This window comes from Oceanobacillus sp. FSL K6-3682 (assembly GCF_037976165.1).
Lineage (GTDB): Bacteria > Bacillota > Bacilli > Bacillales > Amphibacillaceae > Oceanobacillus > Oceanobacillus sojae.
Map to the genome: position 1 here is coordinate 4601772 of NZ_CP150263.1, position 20863 is coordinate 4622634.

Sequence of the window (20863 nt, forward strand, 5' to 3'; positions counted from 1 at the left end):
ATTTTTTATCTTCCTTTCTAGTAGAAGAATTATTTTTTACAAATAAGCTGCATCTGAAGTTGTATATTGTAATTATACCAGTAAATAATGCGCTTACATAAAATTGTGCTTCTAGTAACATTGTGTAATACAGATACTTGCAAAAACATTCTACTTTTCATTGCCAATGTTTTTTCTGTTAAACAACTCTTATCATTATTAATGTATAAAGTTATTCTTCATATTAACTTAGCATTACCTTGGATTATGATTGACACTTTTCTCATTTTTAGTATAGACCAGCATCTCTAGCTTAAATAATACATTCCAAACTTAAAAATATATTAACTTCAACTTCTATATAGCAATAAAAGTGCTATAAAATACAATTTTTATTCGTTTTACATTATTAATTTTAATATTATGATTAATAGTATGAATAATCTTTCATTTAGTAATCAGCTGAGCAACTTAAAGAAAGCGTTATCATTTAAATGGATATCTTATCAACTATTTGTTTCAGACAGAAGGAGATGAAGAAATGACAGAGACTAAGAAAATAAATAATACTCTGGAAAAGAAAAGTATTTTCCATGAGGAAATCTATGGGATTAAATTTCCATTATTCTTGATTATATTATTACCAGCTTTTACAGCTCTTTATATGGACCTCATACCGATAAATATTGTTACATCCTTAATGATTATGATGGGGTTAGGCGGATTATTGATTTGGATAGGTAATGTCATCCCTATTTTTTCTGACTTTGGCGGCGGTACTATTCTCTGTATCCTGCTTCCTGCCGTCTTAGTATATGCAGGTATTCTGCCAGAAAATACGTCGGAGCTGGCAGAAAGCTTTTACAGCCAATTTGGTTTCTCAGATTTCATTGTAGCTGGCTTAATCGTAGGGAGTATATTAGGAATTAAGAAGGAAGTTCTGATTACTGTAGCGGTTAAAATGCTCATTCCTTTATTAGCAACTATATTACTGGGAGCATTAGTTGCAGGTATTTTAGGACAAGTATTCGGATTTGGATTTAAATACACTATTCTGATGATGGTTGCGCCGATTATGGCCAGTGGTATAACAACAGGTGCTATCCCATTATCAGAGATATATGCCAGTAACTTAGGCGGAACTCCAGCAGATTATTTTGATATTTTGGCTCCAGCTGTGATGGTCTCTAATATTATTTGTATCCTTCTTGCTGCAGTATTAAATTATTTAGGAAAAAGAAATAAAAATATGTTCGTAAAAGGTTTTTCCGGGGAAGGAAATCCACTACGAAAAAGCGCAAATAATTTCCAGCATAACAAAGAAAAAAATCTGATAGAATCTCTCCGTAATGTCGGCATAGGGATGATGATAGCTGGGGGATTATATGTATCAGGCTCTCTTTTAAGTGAATTAATCCCTACATTCCATACTTTTGTTTGGATTATTATCATAGCTGCCATCCTAAAAGTAACGAACATTCTTCCGGAATATATTAATATCGGGGCAGAAGTCTGGTTTAACTTCATCACTAAACTTTGGGTACCAGCTATACTTGTAGCAATAAGCGCAAGTTTAATAGATATTAATCGTGTTATTTCTTTGATACTGAATCCATCTCATATGTTCTTAGTTACTATCATTGTTATTGTTTTAGCTACTATTGCCGGATTTGCCGGCTGGCTAATTGGCTTTTACTTTATTGAATCCTCCATTATTTCCGGGCTTGCTCTAGCCGATATGGGAGGAACCGGAGATATAGCTGTATTAAAAGCAAGTGATCGAATTCAGCTATATCCATTTTTACAAGTAACGACTCGTATCGGGGGTGTACTAACGCTTATTGTGATGGGGATTGTAGCTTCTATTTAGTAGAAAAGAGATGCTGCAGGAACAGCATCTCCCTTTATTTCACATTTTGAAAATAGGTATGAAAATGATCGATAGCAGAACGTTTGGATGAGCTTGGATTTTTATGAGTAAGCTCATAGCAAGTATACGGTGGAGGAGATTCAGAAAAATGTTGAATAGATACATCATGATTGCGGCTGGATGTTTTGGCAATCCATTCAGGTACAATAGCCCAATAAACTGGATTCTTTAAAATATCTAACAGCAAATGAATATCGTCTATTCTGATTTTTTGAATACTTAAAGGGTCCCACCAATAATTATGCCATCCTTTAAATTCTTCGCCCCATGGCATAAATAATTCATATTGCGGATCTAACTCTAAAGGATGTACTGTTGCATTTTTAATAGAACCAGAACGAATAAGTACCAAATCAGATTCAAAGCATTTCTTTACATGTACATTTTCAAAGTTTCTATGAATCAAAGCATAACCGATATCCAATGTTTTATTATCAACACCAGCATAAATTTCACTGGAATGGAGGGTATGACAATTAAGATATATGGAAGGCGTATTATTAATCTCTTTATAGATATTATGCAAAAAGAATGTATTAAAGCTATCTATAGATCCTATATTGAGATCTAACTTTGGACCATCTTTTTTCAATATTTGCAGGTCATTATAAATGTTTTCCCATTGTTCAGCTAACCTTAAAAACTCTTCACCGGCAGGAGTCAAAACAATATTCTTCACTCCTTTGCCGCGTTCGATTAATTTAAAGCCCAGCTCTTTTTCGGCAACATTTAATCGTTGACTTACAGTTGTCTGAGCAACATACATATGCTCAGCTGCTGCACTGATAGACTTTTTTCGAACAATGGTCAAGAACGTCGGGATAAAATTCAAATTCATTTTTAATGCCTCCTTAATATCAAAAAAAATGCTATTTAATAATCTATATATCTATTTTACATTATAAATATAATATTTACACTAATCTTATGATTCGAATAATTAGATATAACAACTAACATGATGGAAGGGAAGTGTGTCTATTGGCAAAATATAAGGTCTTTCTTAATGAATATATTGATGAAGAAGCTATAGAACTTCTAGAAAAACACGCTGATATTACAAATAATTTAGAGAAAATAAGTGAGGTTGATGCAATTATTCTGCGTACCTTCCCTGTTTCTCGCAAGCTTATTGAAAACGCTCCAAAATTAAAGGTAATCGGAAAACACGGGGTCGGCTATGATTCCATAGATATAGAAGCCGCTAAAGAACACGGGGTCAAAGTAGTCTATACTCCGGAAGCGAATATTCAATCCGTATCTGAATTAATTATTGCATTGATGACAAATGCAGCACGCCGAATTAGTTTAAGTTTTGAAAAAGGAAAAAATAATCAATTAACATCGATTGGTCCCAAAAATCTTATAGGCTATCAATTAAACAAAAAAATATTAGGATTAGTTGGTGCTGGAAAAATTGGATTAAATACAGCGAGAATAGCTAAAAATGGTTTTAACATGAAAATTATTGCATTCGATCCACTCATCAGTAGAGAACAATGCGAGGAGCTAGGCATTGAGAAAATAGATAATCTGAATGATCTCTTAAAATTATCAGATTTTGTATCTATCAGTGTCCCATTAAACAAAGGTACAAAGCATTTAATAAATAAAGATAATCTCAGTTATATGAAATCAAATGCCATTTTAATAAATACTTCCAGAGGAGGAGTTGTTGACGAGACAGCTCTATACGATGCGCTGAAAGAGAATAAAATCTTTGCTGCTGCCAGCGATGTTTTTGTAAATGAACCCCCAACGGGTGTCAATCCTCTACTTCATTTAGAAAATTTTATTGGTACCCCCCATATTGGAGCAAACACTAAAGAAGCGGCAAAATTAGTAGGGTTAACTATTGTTCAAGAAGTACTGTTAGTTTTAGAAAATAAAGAACCGAAATATAGAGTAATTTAAGCCAAAGAAAGGAAGCATATTATGACAATTGGAAAACGTATCATAAATCATAAGCAAAGAAAGGAAGAAAGTTTAATAGAAGCATTCCGACATTGTAATAGCGCAAATGTATCTGATTGCATGGAGCGCTTATACAGTATGAACGCTTATATCAGACCAATAGGTACAGGGAGAAAAATAGTTGGACAGGCTGTAACTATCAAGGCAGCCCTTGCCGATAATCTATTATTCCACCAAGCCCTGTTAATGGCTGAGCCAGGTGATGTGATTGTGGTAGATTCCGGCAGAGATATGAATTATAGTGTCTGTGGAGAAATTATGTATTCCTATGCCAAAAGCAAAAAAATAGCCGGATTTATTGTGGATGGTTGTGTACGTGATGTGGATTATCTGTTAGCAGAAGATTTCCCTGTATTTGCAGCTGGAATTACAGGTAGAGGTCCCTACAAAAAAGGGCCTGGTGAGATCAATGTTGATATTTCATGCGGAGGCCAAGTCGTACATCCAGGCGATATTATATTAGGTGATGAGGACGGGATAGTTGTAATTCCTCCAAATGAAGCTGGTCAGATTCTTGAAAAGGTAGCCATTTTAAAAACTAATGAAGAGAATTCTTTAGCCCAAATAAAAAATGGTCAATGGGAGAGCAGTAAGCTGGCTACGCAAGTTGGTGAACAATTAAGAAAGGATGGATACTTGTTTTTATAATTTTGTAAGATTCTCTCTCCTTTTCTTTTAAAACTATACGGTATATTGTGTGATGATATCTGTATTTTCTTCAATAATAAGGAACGGGGCTATTTATATTATCTACAGCCTCATTCCTTATTTTTTGTTAGGAGTGAAGAGCATAAATAGGATTTTTCCTATACAGCTTATTAAACTTAAATCTCGATAGTTGTGATAAAAAAAGACAAGGGCTTTTTTTATAGAATATGCGTTTATAACACGCAATTACAGACGAAAACAATCTTCTACATCGTTGCTTTCCATCTCTCTATCAATATTTAAGATATTACATGGTAAATCCAAAAATTATTCATTTGCTTGAATGCACCCCGAAATCCTTGAAAACAATCCTTCATAATCAATATCCGCAAAATCAGTAACATCCATCTCATATAAATATCCAAGAGAGAAACAATCATATCCTCTCGTTTTACATCTTTCTACAAACTCGCTATACTCCAGCAAATTCTCTCTTCGCAGACCCTCAGAAAGCACATCTCCTTTATGGTATACCGTCAGTAAATGCCCCGGGTGCCTGTCATCCTCCAGATCTCTTTTTTTCTGTCTGTCGAATAAAACATTTAAATCCGCTGTCAGACGAATGGTCATTACTTGGTAATTATAATGTTGAACCAGATATTCCAAACGGTTCTTTTGCTTTTTACTGAACGGATAATCTGATAACACATAATCCCTCTGTTGAAAATGTTCCTCCATTTTTGTGTAATAGTCATCAACACTTTTTTTATTAAGTACTTCTTTTTCCTCCAGGTTATTAAACCCGAACAAATCCCAATTCTCCTCCTTCATTTCATCCAATGATAACATTTGAAAAATAGGAAACCTCTGTTGTATTTTTTTTGATAAATAGGTCTTCCCTGTTCCAGGATAACCGCCTATTAAAATAAGTTGACTCATTTTATCTATCCTTTACTCATATAGATAGCTCGATTTCTAGGTGATGCCTGTCTGCTCTGTAAAATGTGGAAACAAATTCTCTGGGCACATTATTAATATCATAGGAGACACGTTTTATTTGAATGATAGGGCTGCCTATATCTACCTGAAGAAGATCGGCCAGCTTCTCTTCAGCCAGAATAGAATAAATTTCCTGTTGAGCATAGGACCATTGTATATTATAAAAGTTTTTCAAGAATGCTCTCAATGACTCTTTTGAAAAGTCCCGATTATATACTTCTGGAACAAAGTTATACTCGTAATAATTTAATTCCAGATAGGACGGTTCTTTGTCTGCGCACCGTAACCTCTTCAAGCAAATTAAAGGAGTATTTACCTCAACCTTCAGTCTTAATGCAAGTTCATCATCTGCCGGCTGAATATTCACATCAATCGTATGCTTACTTACTATTGTTGAATCCGCCTGATTCTTCTTACTGTAGCTGATTACTCTGTTCAAATCATTTTTAGGTTTCAAAGCTGTAACAAATGTTCCTATTCCTCTTCTTTTTTTGACTAATCCGTCGTTTGCCAGCATCTCCATTGCTTTTCTGGCAGTTGCTCTGCTCACATGGTAGCTTTCCATCAGTTCACTTTCAGCAGGAATCATATCACCGACACGATATTTCCCATTCATGATATCCTGAAATAATAAACTGTATATTTGATAATATAATTGTTCTCTTCCACTGAAATCTAATTTATTCATATTCCAACCTCCCTGGCCATCTACTAATCCATCCATTCACCACCTGCCAGATTAATAGATTGACCAGTTAAATAACTTGAATTATCCGTTAAAAGAAATATGGCAGCGTTTATTACATCTTTTATTTCTACCAGTCGATGCATCGGAATATTTTTCTTAAAATAATCCATTACTTCATCTGGTTCAATATCCCTTTTTTTTGCATAATCATATTTTAATTTTTCCCACATCTCTGTATGAACAATACCTGGACAGAGGGAATTTATACGAATGCCTTTGTCGGCGAATTCTTTTGCAATAGACTGTGTTAATCCTATGACTCCAAATTTACTTGCGCAATATACCGTCTGCCAGGAGCTGGCTTTTTTCCCGGACAGGGAAGCCATATTCAGGATTTCCCCGCCCCCGTTTTCCAACATTTTTTCTACTGCAACCTGGCAGCATAAAAATGTCGCTTTCAGATTTACATTTAAGGTTAAGTCCCAAAATTCCTCTTCACTTTCAAGAAATGGTTTCATTTGAGAGACTCCAGCAGAGTTAATCCACGAAGTAATCAATCCCAGTTTCTCCTCCACTTCATTCGCCCGCTCATGAATCTGCTTTTTACTTGTCACATCGCACGGAAAAAACTCGGCACTTCCTCCTGAAGCTCTTATCTCTTCAACGACTTCTGTTCCTTTTGCTTCATCTAGATCAAAGATTGCTGCCTTTGCACCTCTATTACAAAAATCTTTAGCCAGTGCTGCTCCCATGCCACTGCTTCCACCAGTGATTACAAATACTTTTCCGTCTAATCTCTCTGTATTCATATGCTCACACTGCCTATCTCAAGTACTCGGAAATACTGACAGGATTATCCTGCGGCATCACCTGTATATATACATTTACCTTTTTGTCCAGGAGCTCATTAAATTGTTCCATTTCTTCACCGTTTGTTGAAATATTTTTATATAAAACGGTCCTATCCTTTCTTGCTCCCATTCCTCCTACGTCTATTTCATCAATATTAATACCGTTATCCACTAAATAATTTAATACTTTCGGGCCTTTTACCAGCAGGATAGTGGGTGCATCTAAACCCTGCTCAAAAAATCGGACGCCATCCTCTTTTGTAAAAATGCCGATTGCTATTTCTTCCGGCACAGCCATTTCAAGCACTTCAATCATGTATTCATCATTAGCCGTGTCATCGTCTACAATAACTACCTGATCTGCTCCTCTGTTTTTTATCCAGGCTGTCATAACCTGCCCATGGATAAGCCTATCATCGATTCTTGTCAACACTAAGTTTTTCACGTTTACTTTTCTCCCCTTCTTTAAATAATTTCGCCTGAACACCTAATGAGCTTTCACTTGTTACTTTATTAACCAATTCTTCTAAGCTTTTATCTCGTGATTTTTCAAAACACAGCGTCAGCAGCATCGGTAAATTCATCCCTGAAATTAAACCGATCTTATACTGCTTCGCCAAATATGCCGCACTTTGAAAAGGAGTGCCTCCTGGAATATCAGATAATATAATTGTTTCTTGTTCACTATCTGTATGATTCTCTTTGATGGCCTCCGCCAGCTTTATCCTAAACTCTTCCGGCGCTTCTCCTTCATTTAAAGAGACCGCTTTAACGCCAAAGTCCTCTCCTGCCACCATTTTTAAGCTTTGTAATAAACCTTGGCAAAAAGCTCCATGACTGATTAATATAACATTGACCATACATTCACCTCATTGTTATCCGTTATATCCTAAAATTCCTAAATAATAGCCGGCAATCCCCAGTACGAATATTGCCAGTATAATCCAGCCAGTATTGACTTTTCTTTTCAACATCCACCAGACAAATAGTGTAATTCCTAATGGGATCAATCCCGGTGCAAGGGAATCTAAAACACTTTGAAAGGTGGTCGTTCCTTCTCCAATATCTATTGATAAAGGTGTCATCACTTTGACCAGACTGGCTGCTAAAGCTCCGACTACCATTAATCCCACTATGCTGAAGGAATTAATGATACGATCAATCGTCCCGCTTTTCAGTATTTTAAGCAATGATGTCTTTCCTTGCTTATATCCAGTGAAGAACATCATGTAACCGCATCCATAAATGAGTAATTCAAAAATTAACACTGCCAGAATTGGACCTAGATAACTTCCTTCCAAGGCCAGCGAAACGCCAATCCCGAAGATAACAGGGAAAAGAATTCCTTGCATCACCGTGTCTCCAATACCAGCTACAGGTCCCATTAGTCCTGTCCGCACTGAATTAATATCATTTTCACCTATATCCTGCCCGTTGGCACGTGCTTCCTCCATCGAACAAGCTATACCGTTAATAATCGGGCCAATTGTATGAGGCTCCGTATTATAAAAGATCATATACTTTTTCAGCTCTTCTACTTGCTCATCCTTGGTATCATATAATTTTCGTATCGGTGTTAACATGAGATTGGCAGATCCCAAGGCTTGTAATCTCTCATAATTATAACAAGATTCTGCAGAGGTAGACCATAACCATGTTTTAACCAGGGTCGCTTTCGATAACCTCTTCGTATATTCCTCTGCCGGCTGTATCGCATTTGCATCGCCAGTAACGGTAACTGGATTGATTTTTTTATCTACAGTCAGCCGTTTTACTGTTTTTCCTTTCTTTTCTTCTGCAGGCTTGCTGCTATTATAATATAAGATAATAGCTATAACCGCTGCGAATATTGAGACTCCCGTTATTCCCAGGCCGGAGTATACAGTAAGGAAGAAACCGCCGATAAACCATGGAAGAAGCTTTTTCTTTCCTAAATAATTCAAAAGCATGGCAATACCAAGAGCTGGCATGATTCCCCCGACAACCTCTAAAGCACTGATAACACTTTCGGGAACAGTTTCTATTAAATTCTGTGCCCAGCCGCTTCCTGAAACAACCAATAAGTATGCCGGCACACCATATAATATAAAAGCTACAAAAAACGAAGGTACATAATTCATCAGCCGCACTCCACGCAGATTACCTTTTTCCAGCAATTTATCTGCCCGATGAATCCATGCAGCATTTACAGTCATATACACCTGGTTTAACAATAAGCCAAACATACTGAATGGTATAGCAAATGTAATAGCCAGTGTAGGTTCTGCTCCAGATAATAATGTCATAGCTGTACCGAATACACCAGCAACGATTGTATTGCTGGGCATTGTCCCGCCTGCGGAAATCCAGCCCAGATAAATCAATTGTATATTTGCTCCGGCTAACATTCCCATCATCGGATCGCCCATAAATACTCCGACAAGCGTCCCTGTTACTAATGGATATACCAGACATTTTGTGATAGGCCCGAAAAACCACCATTGTCCTAATGTTGCCAATAAAGCTATCAATATCCCCGATAAAACCATTTGATTCACCCCTCTAATGGATTAATTTAATATTCTCCGCTCAGATAAACCATTACTTTACCTTTTTTTGAATGTGTCAGGTTCTGTAATTCGGTTCCAATTTCATCTAAGTTAAGCTCGGCACTAATAATTTTCTTTGTATCAATTTTTCCTTCTTCCAATAAATTAATTGCTCTTTGCGAGGTATGAGGATTTAAATAGGAAGTATAAATACTTACCTCTTTTTTATAAGCTTCAAATTGATTAAAACTTACGAATTCATCTGGATTACCTAATCCAAATAGGAGTACCTTCCCTTTCTTACCTGCTATTCTTATCGCCTGCTCCATTGTCTTTTTTAAGCCGATACATTCAATGACATAATCAACATTTATCTCTTGACTGATATCTTCAATTTCCATATCACTTACTGCTTCTGAAGCTCCTAACTCGATTGCCAGCTTTCGCTTCTCTGCTTCTTTCTCCACTACAATAATTTTTGCTGCCCCAGAAAGGGAGAGCAACTGCAGCATTAAAGAGCCTATTGCGCCCATACCATACATGACAACTGTTTTCCCGCTTTCCATTTCTATTAGATCCAGTCCATGGACAGCGCATGATAGCGGCTCTGTAAAAGCAGCACTTTTCAAATCAAGCGAATCTGATATAAGGTAGACATTTTTCTCAGGAGGGTATACATACTCACAAAACCCCTTTGCTACCCCGTGCCGTTCATGGCAAAAGTTAGGGAATCCCTGCTTGCACCAATTACATTTTCCACATCCATAGCTAGGATCACAGGCTACACGATCTCCCGGTTTAAATAAAGTACAATCAGGTCCAACTGCTTCAACGACGCCTGAGCATTCGTGCCCCAGGATAATGGGAGGGATGACCACACTTGCACCGTTCATCCCCTGGAATTTATGAATATCCGTGCCACAGAGTCCGCACCAGGCGACTTTGATTTTCACCTCGGACTCTTTTGGTTCCCGATTTGGAATATCTCTTACTTCATATTTATAATCTCCAATATAAAATCCAGCCTTCACGATGTATTACCTCAACCTTCTATATTTTTGAATAGCTGTATCTTCCTCTCAACAATTTCTTCAATCACTTCTAATCCGGGAATAATATTATTTCTGCTCGATACATTTTCTTTGTTCTTATCGTACAATTCCTTTGATTTTTGATTCCATCCAACTAATAATTCGGTTCCTACATTAAATTTTCTAATACCTAAATCGATGACTTTTTTAACGTCTTCATCTTTAACTCCTGTTCCTCCATGAATAACTAATGGGATACTTACTGCATCTTTTATCATCTCAAGCTGCTCAAAATCGATAGATGTTTTTGATTTGTATTGCCCGTGATTGGTGCCGATAGCGACAGCAAGTGCATCAATCCCTGTCAGTTCGACAAAGTCAGCTGCGTCCTTAGGATTCGTTAATTGCACCTCATCCTGATTAACGATAATCCCCTCCTCTGCGCCACCAATCGTTCCTAATTCGGCTTCCACACTTACGCCAAATCTTTTAGCATACTCTACCACGCGCTTTGTCCCCAGAATATTTTCTTTTAAGGGAAAGGAAGAACCATCATACATTACAGAGCTGAATCCCGAATCAATTGCCTTACGAATATCATCAAATTCTTTAGCATGATCCAGATGCAATACTGCATCGACACCATATTCTTCTGTCATCGATTTACATACAGCCACCAAATTTTGATAGCCGATATAATTGGCAGTTCCGCTGCTGACTTGAACAATGACTGGTGATTTCTGTCTATATGCAGCCTTGATAATTGATGGAAACATTTCTAAATTATGCGTATTAAAAGCCCCTATTGCCATATTTAAGTCATCAGCTTCTTGTAAAACTTCTTTTAATGTGACATACATGATTTATAATCCTCCAACCTGCTTATTTACTTCTGATACTCTCTAAATCCCGGATAGACCTAAACGTCCGGATGTTATAATATTTAAATATACGTATATTTATTAATTTCATTATATAGTAATAAAAACGCTTTCAGTCGCTGATTAAGTGAAAATGTTTCCCGAAAAATCAGCTAAAACAGGTAATTTTGAAAACTTATTCATCATATAGCATCTTTGTTTTTCATAGATTGCTGATTACAGAATTAGGAGGATTTAAGATGATTATCCAGCTGGATAAAGAAATTTACGAAAGACTTTCTGAATCTGAAGCTCTTGTAATAGATTATATAAATCAAAATGAAGATAAAATTCCTGTAATGTCGATTACCAGTATTGCTGAAAAATCGTTCACCTCTTCAGCTACCGTTTCCAGGACCATACAAAAATGCGGCTTTTCAGGAATTTCAGAGTTAAAGTTCAAAATTTCAGAACAAAAACAAAAAAAAGGAGAAAACCATTCTCCTTATGAAGTCAATAAAATTTTGGCAAAGTCTTTTCGTGAATGTACTTATACGATAGACAATATAAGCACCACTGCCATACTCGATACGATTAAATTCATAGAAAACGCCAATCGTGTATATATTTTTTCAAGAGGATTTACAGCTCTGGTAGCAGAAGAGTTCCAAATGTATTTACAGCTGGTAGGATTTAATACGGTAATTGTCAAGGATGTTATGTGGATGCTTAATGCAGGGAAAATTGTCAAAGAAGGAGATTTAGCCATTTTTATTACGATTCAAAGTACCACTCCTGAATTAGCACGTGCTGCAAAGGCTATTAAGACTAATAATGCCAAAATAGTTACTATCTGTTGTAAACCGGGAACAAAATTAGAGGAACTATCAGATATAACCATTCTTGGACATACCGAAAATATTATGAAGATTAAAGGATTGGATGTTTATTCCAGAATCCCTTTAAACATCATTACCCGGACAATTATAGAATATATCAGTAAATGAATAGATTTTCATAATGCTTTCTTATTCCTTCTATTTATGGAACCATTTACATTGCAAAATTGAGTACAATTATATTAGTAATGAAATTCTCAATATGAATGGCAAGGAGGTAATCAAATGAGTATTCTTTCTATCGGCCAGGCAGTTTACGATATAACATTCCCTGCCGATACACCGATTGTTGAAAATCAAAAATACCGTATTCCGCAAAGAATAGAATGTATGGGAGGACCTGCTGCAAATGCAGCTTATCTGTGCGCACTGTGGGGAAGCAGGACTTCACTTATAGCACGTATTGGAGAGGATTTATTCGGCCAGAAAATAATGGGGCAATTAAGGACTGCCGGAGTTGATACTGGCTCATTAAAAATGGATAATCAGCTGGCTACCAGTATCAGCTGTATCATTGTTAATCAGCAAAATGGTCACCGGACCATTCTAAATAATCCTTTGCCTCAGGAAAATTTTGAGATAAAATGGCCGGATCACTCACCAGACGTCATTCTCATTGACGGGCATGAAAAAGAAAGTATTCTTAAAGCAGTCGAAAGATACCCGCAGGCAATTACGCTAATGGACGCCGGAACTTTTAAACCGGAACTTTTAGATATTATTAAAGCTGTTGATTATCTGGTCTGTTCCAAAGACTTCGCCTATCAATATTCCGGAGTAACTATCGATATGAATGATGATCAAACCTGGAAGGACACCTTTTCCAGACTGGAGGAAATAAACGCAAATACGATCGTAATTACCCTTGGGAGTTATGGGTCTATCTACAAAAAGGGAGAAAATATTTATCATATTCCCCCTTTTACCACAGAGGCTGTTGATACTACGGGGGCAGGAGATATATTCCATGGGGCTTTTGCCTATTGCTTAGATAATAATTATTCTTTAGAAGATACTATACTGATTTCTTCACTAACCTCTTCCATTTCTGTGGAATCGCTTGGGGGACAGCTCTCCATTCCAACTTTAGAGAACGTTCGGAATCGAAAAAGAGAAAGGGGAATAGAAATAAATATTTGATAAACTTCCATTTATCAAGGTAAAATGTTGAAAGGGTTATATTGACCAAGAATTACAATAAAAACTGCATGAGCAAGAAAGTGTTTATATTTAGTAGAAATGGCTATTTTTTATAATGAAAATTATTAGTATAGAAACTCAAAGTTCAAACGCCCTCATAAAAATCACAGAAAAACAATGAAAATACACTGTTTTCCTGTGATTTTCCATTTATCCATCTACTAATTCTTATCCAACACTGCTAAGGCCTCTATCAGCAAATCTACAAACTTATCTCTATCTACTTCGTCCAATACCAAAGTGTTTTTTGTTTTATCGGAAACGAATCTTTTATCAGCAAAGGTCAAACCTCTTGCGGTTCCATCTGTCACAACATCAACTGAATAGAAGCATCCAGAAAATATGTCCGGATTTAATATATATGCGATAGCACATAGATCATGTATCGGACTGTTAGTAAAGCCAAATTGTCTCCCAGATTGATTATAGAAATGGAGCAGTTCATAGGCCAGATGACTCACTCTGCCTTTATGCTGCAATGATTCAATTTCATCTACTGTTATTTCTGCTTTCTCGGTAACATCCAATCCAGACATGACAATGGGAAGATCTGATTGAAATATAATCTTCGCTGCTTCCGGATCTACATAGATATTAAATTCAGCAAGGGGGGTTATATTACCATGATCCAGCCCTCCCCCCATAATGCTGATATATTCTATTTTATTTTTTATCTGAGGAAACACTTTTAGCAGCAATGCTATATTTGTCAAAGGACCTAACCCGACTAAAATCACCTTGTGATCACATTCCATAATTTTATTGTACATAAATAGAACAGCATTGTCGGAAGCAATCGGGTATTTTTCACCATGAAAGTAAGGGCCATCCATTCCGCTGTCTCCATGTGCTTCCGGAGCAATACGTAAACTTTTCGTTAGAGGTTCTGCTTGCCCGGTCGCTAAAGGGATACTAGAATCAACATACTCCAATATATTTTTTGCATTAGCAGTGACTTTTTCTAATGTCTGATTTCCACCAATGGTTGTCACACCTAGAATATTTATTTTCTTTTTATTAGCAATCGCAGTTATGATGGCTAATGCGTCATCGTGTCCCGGGTCGCAATCAATTATAATATGTTTCATTTTTATCCCTTTCCAGCAGTTCTTCTATCGTGAGAATTCCTTTATATCCCAAGGTATCTGCTAATTGACATATAAACGGTTGTTTTAAATCACTTAATTTCAGAAGTTCTTTATCCCAGAAAATTTCTCTTGGCGAAGCATCTCTTCTTTTTTGCTTATTTGCCAAAACAATAACTCGCTTAAATTCACGAACAACAAATTCCATATCATGTGTAATTGTAATAACTGTCTTGTTTTGATTTGCTAAATGACTAATCAGCTTGCCTAAGCGTTCTATTGATTCTCTATCCTGCCCTGCCGTGGGTTCATCTAAAATAATTACATTTGGATCAGTAGCCAACACTGCTGCAATGGTAATAAATTTCCTTTTAGAATATGGCAGATTATATGGATGTTCATTTAAGGATTCTTTCAATCCGCAAATTTCGGCTGCAGCCTCCACTTTGTTCTTCATCACAGCTGATTCCAGCTTTTGATTTTTCAGGCCATACGCAATTTCTTTATAAATAGTATCTTGAAAAATTTGATCATCCGGGTTTTGGAATACATAACCGATCATTTTAGAAATCTCTGCTGTTGTCGCTTTTTTTGTAGAAAGGTTATTGACGAATACCTCGCCTTCTGTTGGTATCAGCAGCCTGTTCATTAATTTAACTGCTGTTGTTTTACCAGCACCATTCTGTCCGATAATAGCGGCTGATTCACCTAAATCAAAATCTAAATTCATATTTTGGACAGCTTCATACCCATTCGCATAAGAATACGATACATTTTTTAGAGAAAGGTAGGACATTTATGCTTCACCATCCTTATTTAAATGATCATAAACTTCTTGAACCGTTAATGGTACCTGACTTGCTGATGAACCATTCGCCTCTGCTTTTTTGATAAAATATAAAGCCACTTGAGGTAATTGTCCCCCATACTCTACTACTTTGGGATCCGATAGTATCTCTTTCACCGGCCCCTGCATAACAAGTTCTCCACAACTAATTAATAAAATTTCATCACAATATGCAGCCAGTAAATCTACCTTATGTTCTACCAGTAAGATTGTTTTACCTTGTTTTTTTAATAACTGAATGATTTCAAAAATATCTTCGGTACTTTTAGGATCCAATTGTGAAGTTGGTTCATCTAAAATAATTATTTCTGGATCAAGTGCAACAACTGATGCAATAGCTACCCTTTGTTTCTGTCCTCCGGATAGTTCAAAAGGGTTTTTATCTATTAAGTCTTCTAATTGGAACATTTTCAAAATCTCATTAACTTTCTGGATCATCTTGTCACGTGAGACACCTATATTCTCCATGCCATAGGCGATTTCTTCATAGACAGTATCTTTTACTCCGGATAATTGTGTGAAAGGGTTTTGGAATGAATAACCAATAATAGTTGCCAGATCACCAATGTTATAATCATTGATATTTTTCCCCTTTATCATAACCTCTCCAGTCAATTCCCCTTTATATAACTCAGGTATAAACCCTCTGATGATATTGCATATTGTTGTTTTTCCGGATTCATTTGCCCCTGTTAAACCGTAAACACATCCTTTTTCCAAGTCCAGAGAAAAGGAATGGATGGTCTGTTTTTCTTCTAAGGGATAAGTGTAGTTAATATTTTTTAATGATATAATACTCATAATTTTATCCTCCAAACAATATACACGATGAGAACAAGTATACAAAATATCATGATAATATAATCGAATTTTTGTTTTTTCAACTCATAAATCGATGTCTTTTTGGCTTTTGAAGAAAATGCACGTGACTCTAAAGCAAGTACTCTTTCTTCGATTTGCTGAATAGAAGACAGAACTAGAGGGCCAATCATAGGAATAAATGCCTTCGCTCTGACGAACAGGTTTCCTTCCGTTTCAATTCCCCGTGATTTCTGAGCATCTGCAATGGTTCTAGATAAGTTCAGCATCTGAGGAATAAGTTGAATCGTAGAAGCAATCACAAAGGTTACCTTTTGCGAAACACCTGATTGCTCTAAAGCATAAACGATATCTTTAACTCGTGTGACCTGGAAAAACCAAATGATGCTTGAACTGATGGCAACGATTTTGGATGTCATCGTTAAACTTGTCATTAAGCCTATTTGAGAGAAATGGATAAATGCCCATATTTGTTGAGAATCCTCATTCACAATAAGAAAAACCTGAAAGATAAAAATAAATATTATAAGAATTGGAATAGATTTCATAAACGTTGCTAAAAATTTTATCGCTGTCCCTGAAAAGAGACTTATTAGAAAGATGAATAGAAAAATCATATACTGAAATATAAATCCGGGTACAAACATGCTCAACAGAATAATCAGTATTATAAAAGTAAATTTGGAAGAAGGATACAAATTCCCTATGCGGCTATCCATTTACGTTCACCTCTTTCTTAATATAAGGTGCACCGTAATTTAATTTAATTAAAAATCTGTCTGGTACTTTTCTGATAATCAGCCAGCTGATTCCAAAATTAATAATGGTATTGACTGCTCCTGAAATGAGATTTGTAGATACAACGGAATTCCATAATTCCCTGCCTGTTGCAAGAAATGTTGCTGTAATTAAATCTGTTCCCGCACCGGTCACACCACCAAAAAGAAAAACAGTTACAATAGCTGCAGAAAATGCCTGTACAATGGTCAAAAGAACACAGGCTATAATGATTCCGAAAATATTTGTATAGAATCTCCATTTGGAAAAGTATCCTGATACAAGGCCAACACTTACTGACACAATGCTAAAGCCTATTGCAATTGGATTCAGCATTCCATTAACAACATTCCCTAAAAGTCCCGCTAAAAGTCCAATCCATGGACCTGCAATCATTGATACCATGATGGTTCCGATTTGATCAATAAACACAGGCAGCTTAAGAATGGTTGATAGTTGATACCCTACCACATTCAATGAAACACCTACTGGAATTAATAACAGTGCCAGTAACGAGAAATCATGCTTTATCCCTCTTTTCATCATCCTGCTCCTTTTTTATTAGATTTTATAATGTATATCCATCAATGGCATCCAGGATAATCTCCTTGCCAAAGATTTGTAATTGAATATACTTAAAGCGCTCTCATTTCCTGGAAGGTTCTCTATGTTTAACCCCAGTATATCCTCCTATAGAAAAAAACTGAAAGGTCAAATGTCCTTTCAGATGTAACTTTTATCTTCACTATTCAAGTAAAATGGCATTGGGATAAGCAGGAAATATGCCCTGCCAATTTGTGAATCGTCTGTATTTAATCCTGATATAAGTATTTGTTAATGTTATAACTTATCTTCGCTAACCCAAATATGCTGTTTCATCTTAATATACTGCTGTTTTGTCATCATTAATTTTCTATTTAAACCAGTTATCTCATCAAGTGCTTTTAATTTTTGTATACTTCTCCCCACAGTGCGAAGACTTATCCCTGTTTGGCTGGCAATATCTTTATAATAATCACCGATATAAATGCTATCCGTTGCTTGTTTCATCGCTTTATCTTCATAATATCGGGTTAAATAATACCGGACTCGATCAATCCCCTGATAATGATAAAACAGACCATCATTTCCAGATCTGCTATATAAATCTTCCGCCAGCAGGACAGAACACCTTCGCAATAGTGAAATATCAGACATTATTAATTGATAGACCATTGCAGAATCAACCTTGATTAATGTAACTTTGGTTAAACATGTAATGGTAGCAATATACTTTTCCCTCCTGGAAATGACTTCAAGCAATCCTATATTCCCGTTCGTCTGGTCCACCTGAAAATAATTATAGTCCTTTCCATCCTCATAATCTCTTAAACCGGTAGCTACTCCCTCTTTAATAAAGTAAACATGTGTCGGGAAATCACCCCTGGAGACAATGACAGTATCTGGTTTCAAAACCATCTCCTTGCCAAACTCATCAAGGAATTCCGAGATAATTGAAAAATTAAACTTGGTTTCGTCTGCGTACTTATCCCACACTCTCTTTAATTTCATTCGATATCTCTCCTGTACTCTATACTAAATGGTTTTATGTTTATATCAGTGGGTCAACACTAATAAATGAATAATTATATTACAAGAGTATACGCTTGATGGAACATTGGCCAATTTCGATCCAGAAAAAAATACACTAAGATGCGTATACCTATCTTAGGATATATATCGCATATTAATTTTAGTTTTTTATTTTATCATACTCTTTTTTGGTTGTACTGCAATTTTCCTGGTAAAGTGGGCTTTTATTCAATGGGATTTTTTCTCTTTATCCTCCTGTGAATGGGCCTGAAACTACGATTACCTGTCCTCTAAAATATACGTGTAATCCTTCTCAAAAAGGGTATCAAGATACTATAGCACTTTAGAAAATTTCCATATTCATTAACATCTTTATCTTTTTAGCAAAGCAAGTAAAGGAGGTATTCAACATGGAATTTTCTTCTCTGATATTTATTCTGCTTTCTTTAGCCGTTTTGGTTTTTGCTATTATTTTTGTTCCAATCGTCTTATTTATCTACATATACTGGAAGGATCGAAAGCAAAAACAACATGCCATTTTGCGCAATTTCCCGCTGCTTGGCAAGATACGATATGTACTGGAAAAAGCAGGTCCAGAGCTCAGACAGTATTTATTTGATGCGGACACCTCTGGTAAACCATTCTCCCGTGATGATTATCGCGATATTATTATGCCTGCCAAATATCATAAAAATATGATCGGCTTTGGTTCCCGGCGTGATTTTGAGAAGGCGGATTTTTATGTAAAAAATGCTGTGTTTCCTAAACAGCAGGAGGAATTAGATGTAGATAATACAAAACAGATTGATTCAAAAATTTACGCCGTACAAGAAGATAATTTATTAAGCCGCAAAGAAAAATTAGAGAATAAACAAATTCAGCCCTGGCTTTTAAACGACAAACATGCAGTAGTTATTGGCCCACACTGTAGAGAACCTTTTCGTGTAAAGGGACTGATTGGTATGTCTGCGATGAGCTATGGCGCATTAGGTGAAAATGCAATTTCTGCCTTGTCTAAAGGGATTGGAATGGCTGGGGGCTCCTGGATGAATACTGGTGAAGGGGGTTTGTCTGATTATCATTTAGCCGGTAATACAGATATCATTGCCCAAATTGGTCCCGGGCTTTTTGGTGTCCGTACAAGAGCAGGCGATTTCAGCTGGGATTTACTAAAGGAAAAGAGCGAAATCACGCAGGTCAAAGCTTTTGAGCTTAAGCTTGCGCAAGGAGCAAAAACCCGTGGAGGGCATGTCGATGCAGAAAAAGTAACAGAAAAAATTGCTGCTATACGTAATGTTGCGCCCTATCAGGAGATAAACAGTCCGAATCGCTTCCATGAATTTGATGATGTTCCGTCTATGTTCTCTTTTATCGAGCAGATTCGTAATCATACTGGGTTACCCGTTGGCATTAAATTAGTTATCGGCAGCCCGGACGCATTAGAAGACATTGCCAGTTATATGAGAGAATCCGGTACAGGTCCCGATTTTATTACGGTAGATGGTTCAGAAGGAGGAACAGGTGCAACCTTTCAGGAACTGGCAGACCGGGTTGGTCTTCCCATTAAATCAGCGGTTATCATTGCAGACCAGACATTGAAAAAGTACGGGATTCGCGACCGCGTTAAATTAATCGCTTCCGGAAAGCTTTTTACGGCAGATCGGATCGCCGTCATTCTTGGTATGGGCGCAGATCTCGTTCAGATTGCGCGTGCATTCATGATTACAGTCGGCTGTATTATGGCGCAAATCTGTCATACCAATCGCTGTCCTGTCGGTGTAGCCACCACAGACCCAAAGCTACAAAAAGCACTTGTTGTCGATGAAAAGGCTTACCGGGCATTGAACTATCTCGTTACTCTCCGTGAAAGCCTGTTTCGTATATCGGCAGCTGCGGGTGTCACTTCACCAATACTGATTCAATCATCACATATTCAATATAAAGATGACTATCAGCGCGTTTGTTCATTGGATGATTTGATTGCGAAGGATTTTCCCGTTTCGGTTTCTAGTTAGTCAGGCTTTTTTCATGTAGAGCTTTTAGCGCAGCCTTCTTTTATTATTATAAAACGAAAATTCCTTTTTGTAGGAATGATTGCTTTTCTCTCACAAAGTCTCGTGATTTTTTCACTCCATTAAGGTTTTTGTTAGTTGAAAGGCTCATAGGATTAGTGTTC

General features: G+C 36.6%; 21 protein-coding genes. 6 read left to right on the plus strand and 15 right to left on the minus strand.

Annotation, left to right across the window (positions count from 1 at the left end; translation table 11 throughout):
* Positions 1–520 precede the first annotated feature (520 nt).
* A complete protein-coding gene (locus tag MHH51_RS22270; protein ID WP_147211344.1) occupies positions 521–1849 on the plus strand; it encodes a 2-hydroxycarboxylate transporter family protein in 1329 nt (442 codons plus the stop codon).
* Between the two features lie 34 nt (positions 1850–1883).
* Here MHH51_RS22270 and MHH51_RS22275 read toward each other — a convergent pair whose 3' ends face one another.
* Positions 1884–2747 (minus strand): LysR family transcriptional regulator, encoded by an 864-nt coding sequence (locus MHH51_RS22275; RefSeq protein ID WP_147211345.1) that lies wholly within the window; start codon positions 2745–2747, stop codon positions 1884–1886.
* A gap of 143 nt (positions 2748–2890) precedes the next feature.
* On the opposite strand from MHH51_RS22275, the gene MHH51_RS22280 reads away from it, so the two are divergent.
* Together MHH51_RS22280 and MHH51_RS22285 are read left to right on the plus strand one after the other, a co-directional pair.
* The gene (locus MHH51_RS22280; protein ID WP_339283647.1) at positions 2891–3823 is read left to right on the plus strand and encodes a hydroxyacid dehydrogenase; all 933 of its coding nucleotides are present in this window, start codon (positions 2891–2893) and stop codon (positions 3821–3823) included.
* 21 nt (positions 3824–3844) lie between these two features.
* The gene (locus MHH51_RS22285; RefSeq protein ID WP_339283649.1) at positions 3845–4531 is read left to right on the plus strand and encodes an RraA family protein; all 687 of its coding nucleotides are present in this window, start codon (positions 3845–3847) and stop codon (positions 4529–4531) included.
* Between the two features lie 327 nt (positions 4532–4858).
* On the opposite strand, the gene MHH51_RS22290 is transcribed toward MHH51_RS22285, so the two are convergent.
* Genes MHH51_RS22290 through MHH51_RS22325 form a run of 8 tightly spaced genes read right to left on the minus strand, consistent with a single transcriptional unit; the run spans position 4859 to position 11488 of the window.
* Positions 4859–5470, minus strand: a complete 612-nt coding sequence (locus MHH51_RS22290) for an AAA family ATPase (protein WP_339283651.1) — start codon at positions 5468–5470, stop codon at positions 4859–4861.
* A 16-nt stretch (positions 5471–5486) separates the two neighbouring features.
* Positions 5487–6218: a GntR family transcriptional regulator gene (locus MHH51_RS22295; RefSeq protein WP_339283653.1), complete on the minus strand. Its 732-nt coding sequence runs from the start codon at positions 6216–6218 to the stop codon at positions 5487–5489.
* Positions 6219–6241: 23 nt separating this feature from the next.
* Positions 6242–7027, minus strand: coding sequence for an SDR family NAD(P)-dependent oxidoreductase (locus tag MHH51_RS22300; RefSeq protein WP_339283655.1), 786 nt, complete (start codon positions 7025–7027; stop codon positions 6242–6244).
* A gap of 13 nt (positions 7028–7040) precedes the next feature.
* Positions 7041–7514 (minus strand): PTS sugar transporter subunit IIB, encoded by a 474-nt coding sequence (locus MHH51_RS22305; protein WP_339283657.1) that lies wholly within the window; start codon positions 7512–7514, stop codon positions 7041–7043.
* The gene (locus tag MHH51_RS22310; RefSeq protein ID WP_339283659.1) at positions 7483–7929 is read right to left on the minus strand and encodes a PTS sugar transporter subunit IIA; all 447 of its coding nucleotides are present in this window, start codon (positions 7927–7929) and stop codon (positions 7483–7485) included. The genes MHH51_RS22305 and MHH51_RS22310 overlap by 32 nt, the downstream gene beginning before the upstream one ends.
* 15 nt (positions 7930–7944) lie before the next feature.
* Positions 7945–9597: a PTS system mannose/fructose/sorbose family transporter subunit IID gene (locus tag MHH51_RS22315; protein ID WP_339283661.1), complete on the minus strand. Its 1653-nt coding sequence runs from the start codon at positions 9595–9597 to the stop codon at positions 7945–7947.
* A gap of 26 nt (positions 9598–9623) precedes the next feature.
* Positions 9624–10628 carry a zinc-dependent alcohol dehydrogenase family protein gene (locus MHH51_RS22320; protein ID WP_339283663.1) on the minus strand — a complete coding sequence of 335 codons (1005 nt, stop codon included), beginning with the start codon at positions 10626–10628 and terminating at the stop codon, positions 9624–9626.
* An 11-nt stretch (positions 10629–10639) separates the two neighbouring features.
* Positions 10640–11488 carry a class II fructose-bisphosphate aldolase gene (locus MHH51_RS22325; protein WP_339283665.1) on the minus strand — a complete coding sequence of 283 codons (849 nt, stop codon included), beginning with the start codon at positions 11486–11488 and terminating at the stop codon, positions 10640–10642.
* Between the two features lie 260 nt (positions 11489–11748).
* Here MHH51_RS22325 and MHH51_RS22330 point away from each other — a divergent pair, with 260 nt between their 5' ends.
* Together MHH51_RS22330 and MHH51_RS22335 are read left to right on the plus strand one after the other, a co-directional pair.
* A complete protein-coding gene (locus tag MHH51_RS22330) occupies positions 11749–12495 on the plus strand; it encodes a MurR/RpiR family transcriptional regulator (RefSeq protein WP_147211356.1) in 747 nt (248 codons plus the stop codon).
* Between the two features lie 117 nt (positions 12496–12612).
* Positions 12613–13527 carry a PfkB family carbohydrate kinase gene (locus MHH51_RS22335; RefSeq protein ID WP_147211357.1) on the plus strand — a complete coding sequence of 305 codons (915 nt, stop codon included), beginning with the start codon at positions 12613–12615 and terminating at the stop codon, positions 13525–13527.
* A 221-nt stretch (positions 13528–13748) separates the two neighbouring features.
* On the opposite strand, the gene MHH51_RS22340 is transcribed toward MHH51_RS22335, so the two are convergent.
* The 6 genes from MHH51_RS22340 to MHH51_RS22365 all read right to left on the minus strand — a co-directional run bounded on the left by MHH51_RS22340 (position 13749) and on the right by MHH51_RS22365 (position 18666).
* A complete protein-coding gene (locus tag MHH51_RS22340; protein WP_339283668.1) occupies positions 13749–14675 on the minus strand; it encodes a nucleoside hydrolase in 927 nt (308 codons plus the stop codon).
* Complete coding sequence (locus MHH51_RS22345) at positions 14656–15468, minus strand: ABC transporter ATP-binding protein (RefSeq protein ID WP_147211359.1); 813 nt, start codon at positions 15466–15468, stop codon at positions 14656–14658. Before MHH51_RS22345 ends, MHH51_RS22340 begins: the two co-directional genes overlap by 20 nt.
* Positions 15469–16320, minus strand: a complete 852-nt coding sequence (locus tag MHH51_RS22350) for an ABC transporter ATP-binding protein (protein WP_147211360.1) — start codon at positions 16318–16320, stop codon at positions 15469–15471.
* The gene (locus MHH51_RS22355) at positions 16317–17057 is read right to left on the minus strand and encodes an energy-coupling factor transporter transmembrane component T (RefSeq protein WP_147211361.1); all 741 of its coding nucleotides are present in this window, start codon (positions 17055–17057) and stop codon (positions 16317–16319) included. Before MHH51_RS22355 ends, MHH51_RS22350 begins: the two co-directional genes overlap by 4 nt.
* Complete coding sequence (locus MHH51_RS22360; RefSeq protein WP_147211362.1) at positions 17050–17658, minus strand: ECF transporter S component; 609 nt, start codon at positions 17656–17658, stop codon at positions 17050–17052. Before MHH51_RS22360 ends, MHH51_RS22355 begins: the two co-directional genes overlap by 8 nt.
* A 297-nt stretch (positions 17659–17955) precedes the next feature.
* The gene (locus MHH51_RS22365) at positions 17956–18666 is read right to left on the minus strand and encodes a Crp/Fnr family transcriptional regulator (RefSeq protein WP_147211363.1); all 711 of its coding nucleotides are present in this window, start codon (positions 18664–18666) and stop codon (positions 17956–17958) included.
* Between the two features lie 431 nt (positions 18667–19097).
* On the opposite strand from MHH51_RS22365, the gene MHH51_RS22370 reads away from it, so the two are divergent.
* Positions 19098–20702, plus strand: coding sequence for an FMN-binding glutamate synthase family protein (locus MHH51_RS22370; protein ID WP_147211364.1), 1605 nt, complete (start codon positions 19098–19100; stop codon positions 20700–20702).
* Positions 20703–20863: the final 161 nt, after the last annotated feature.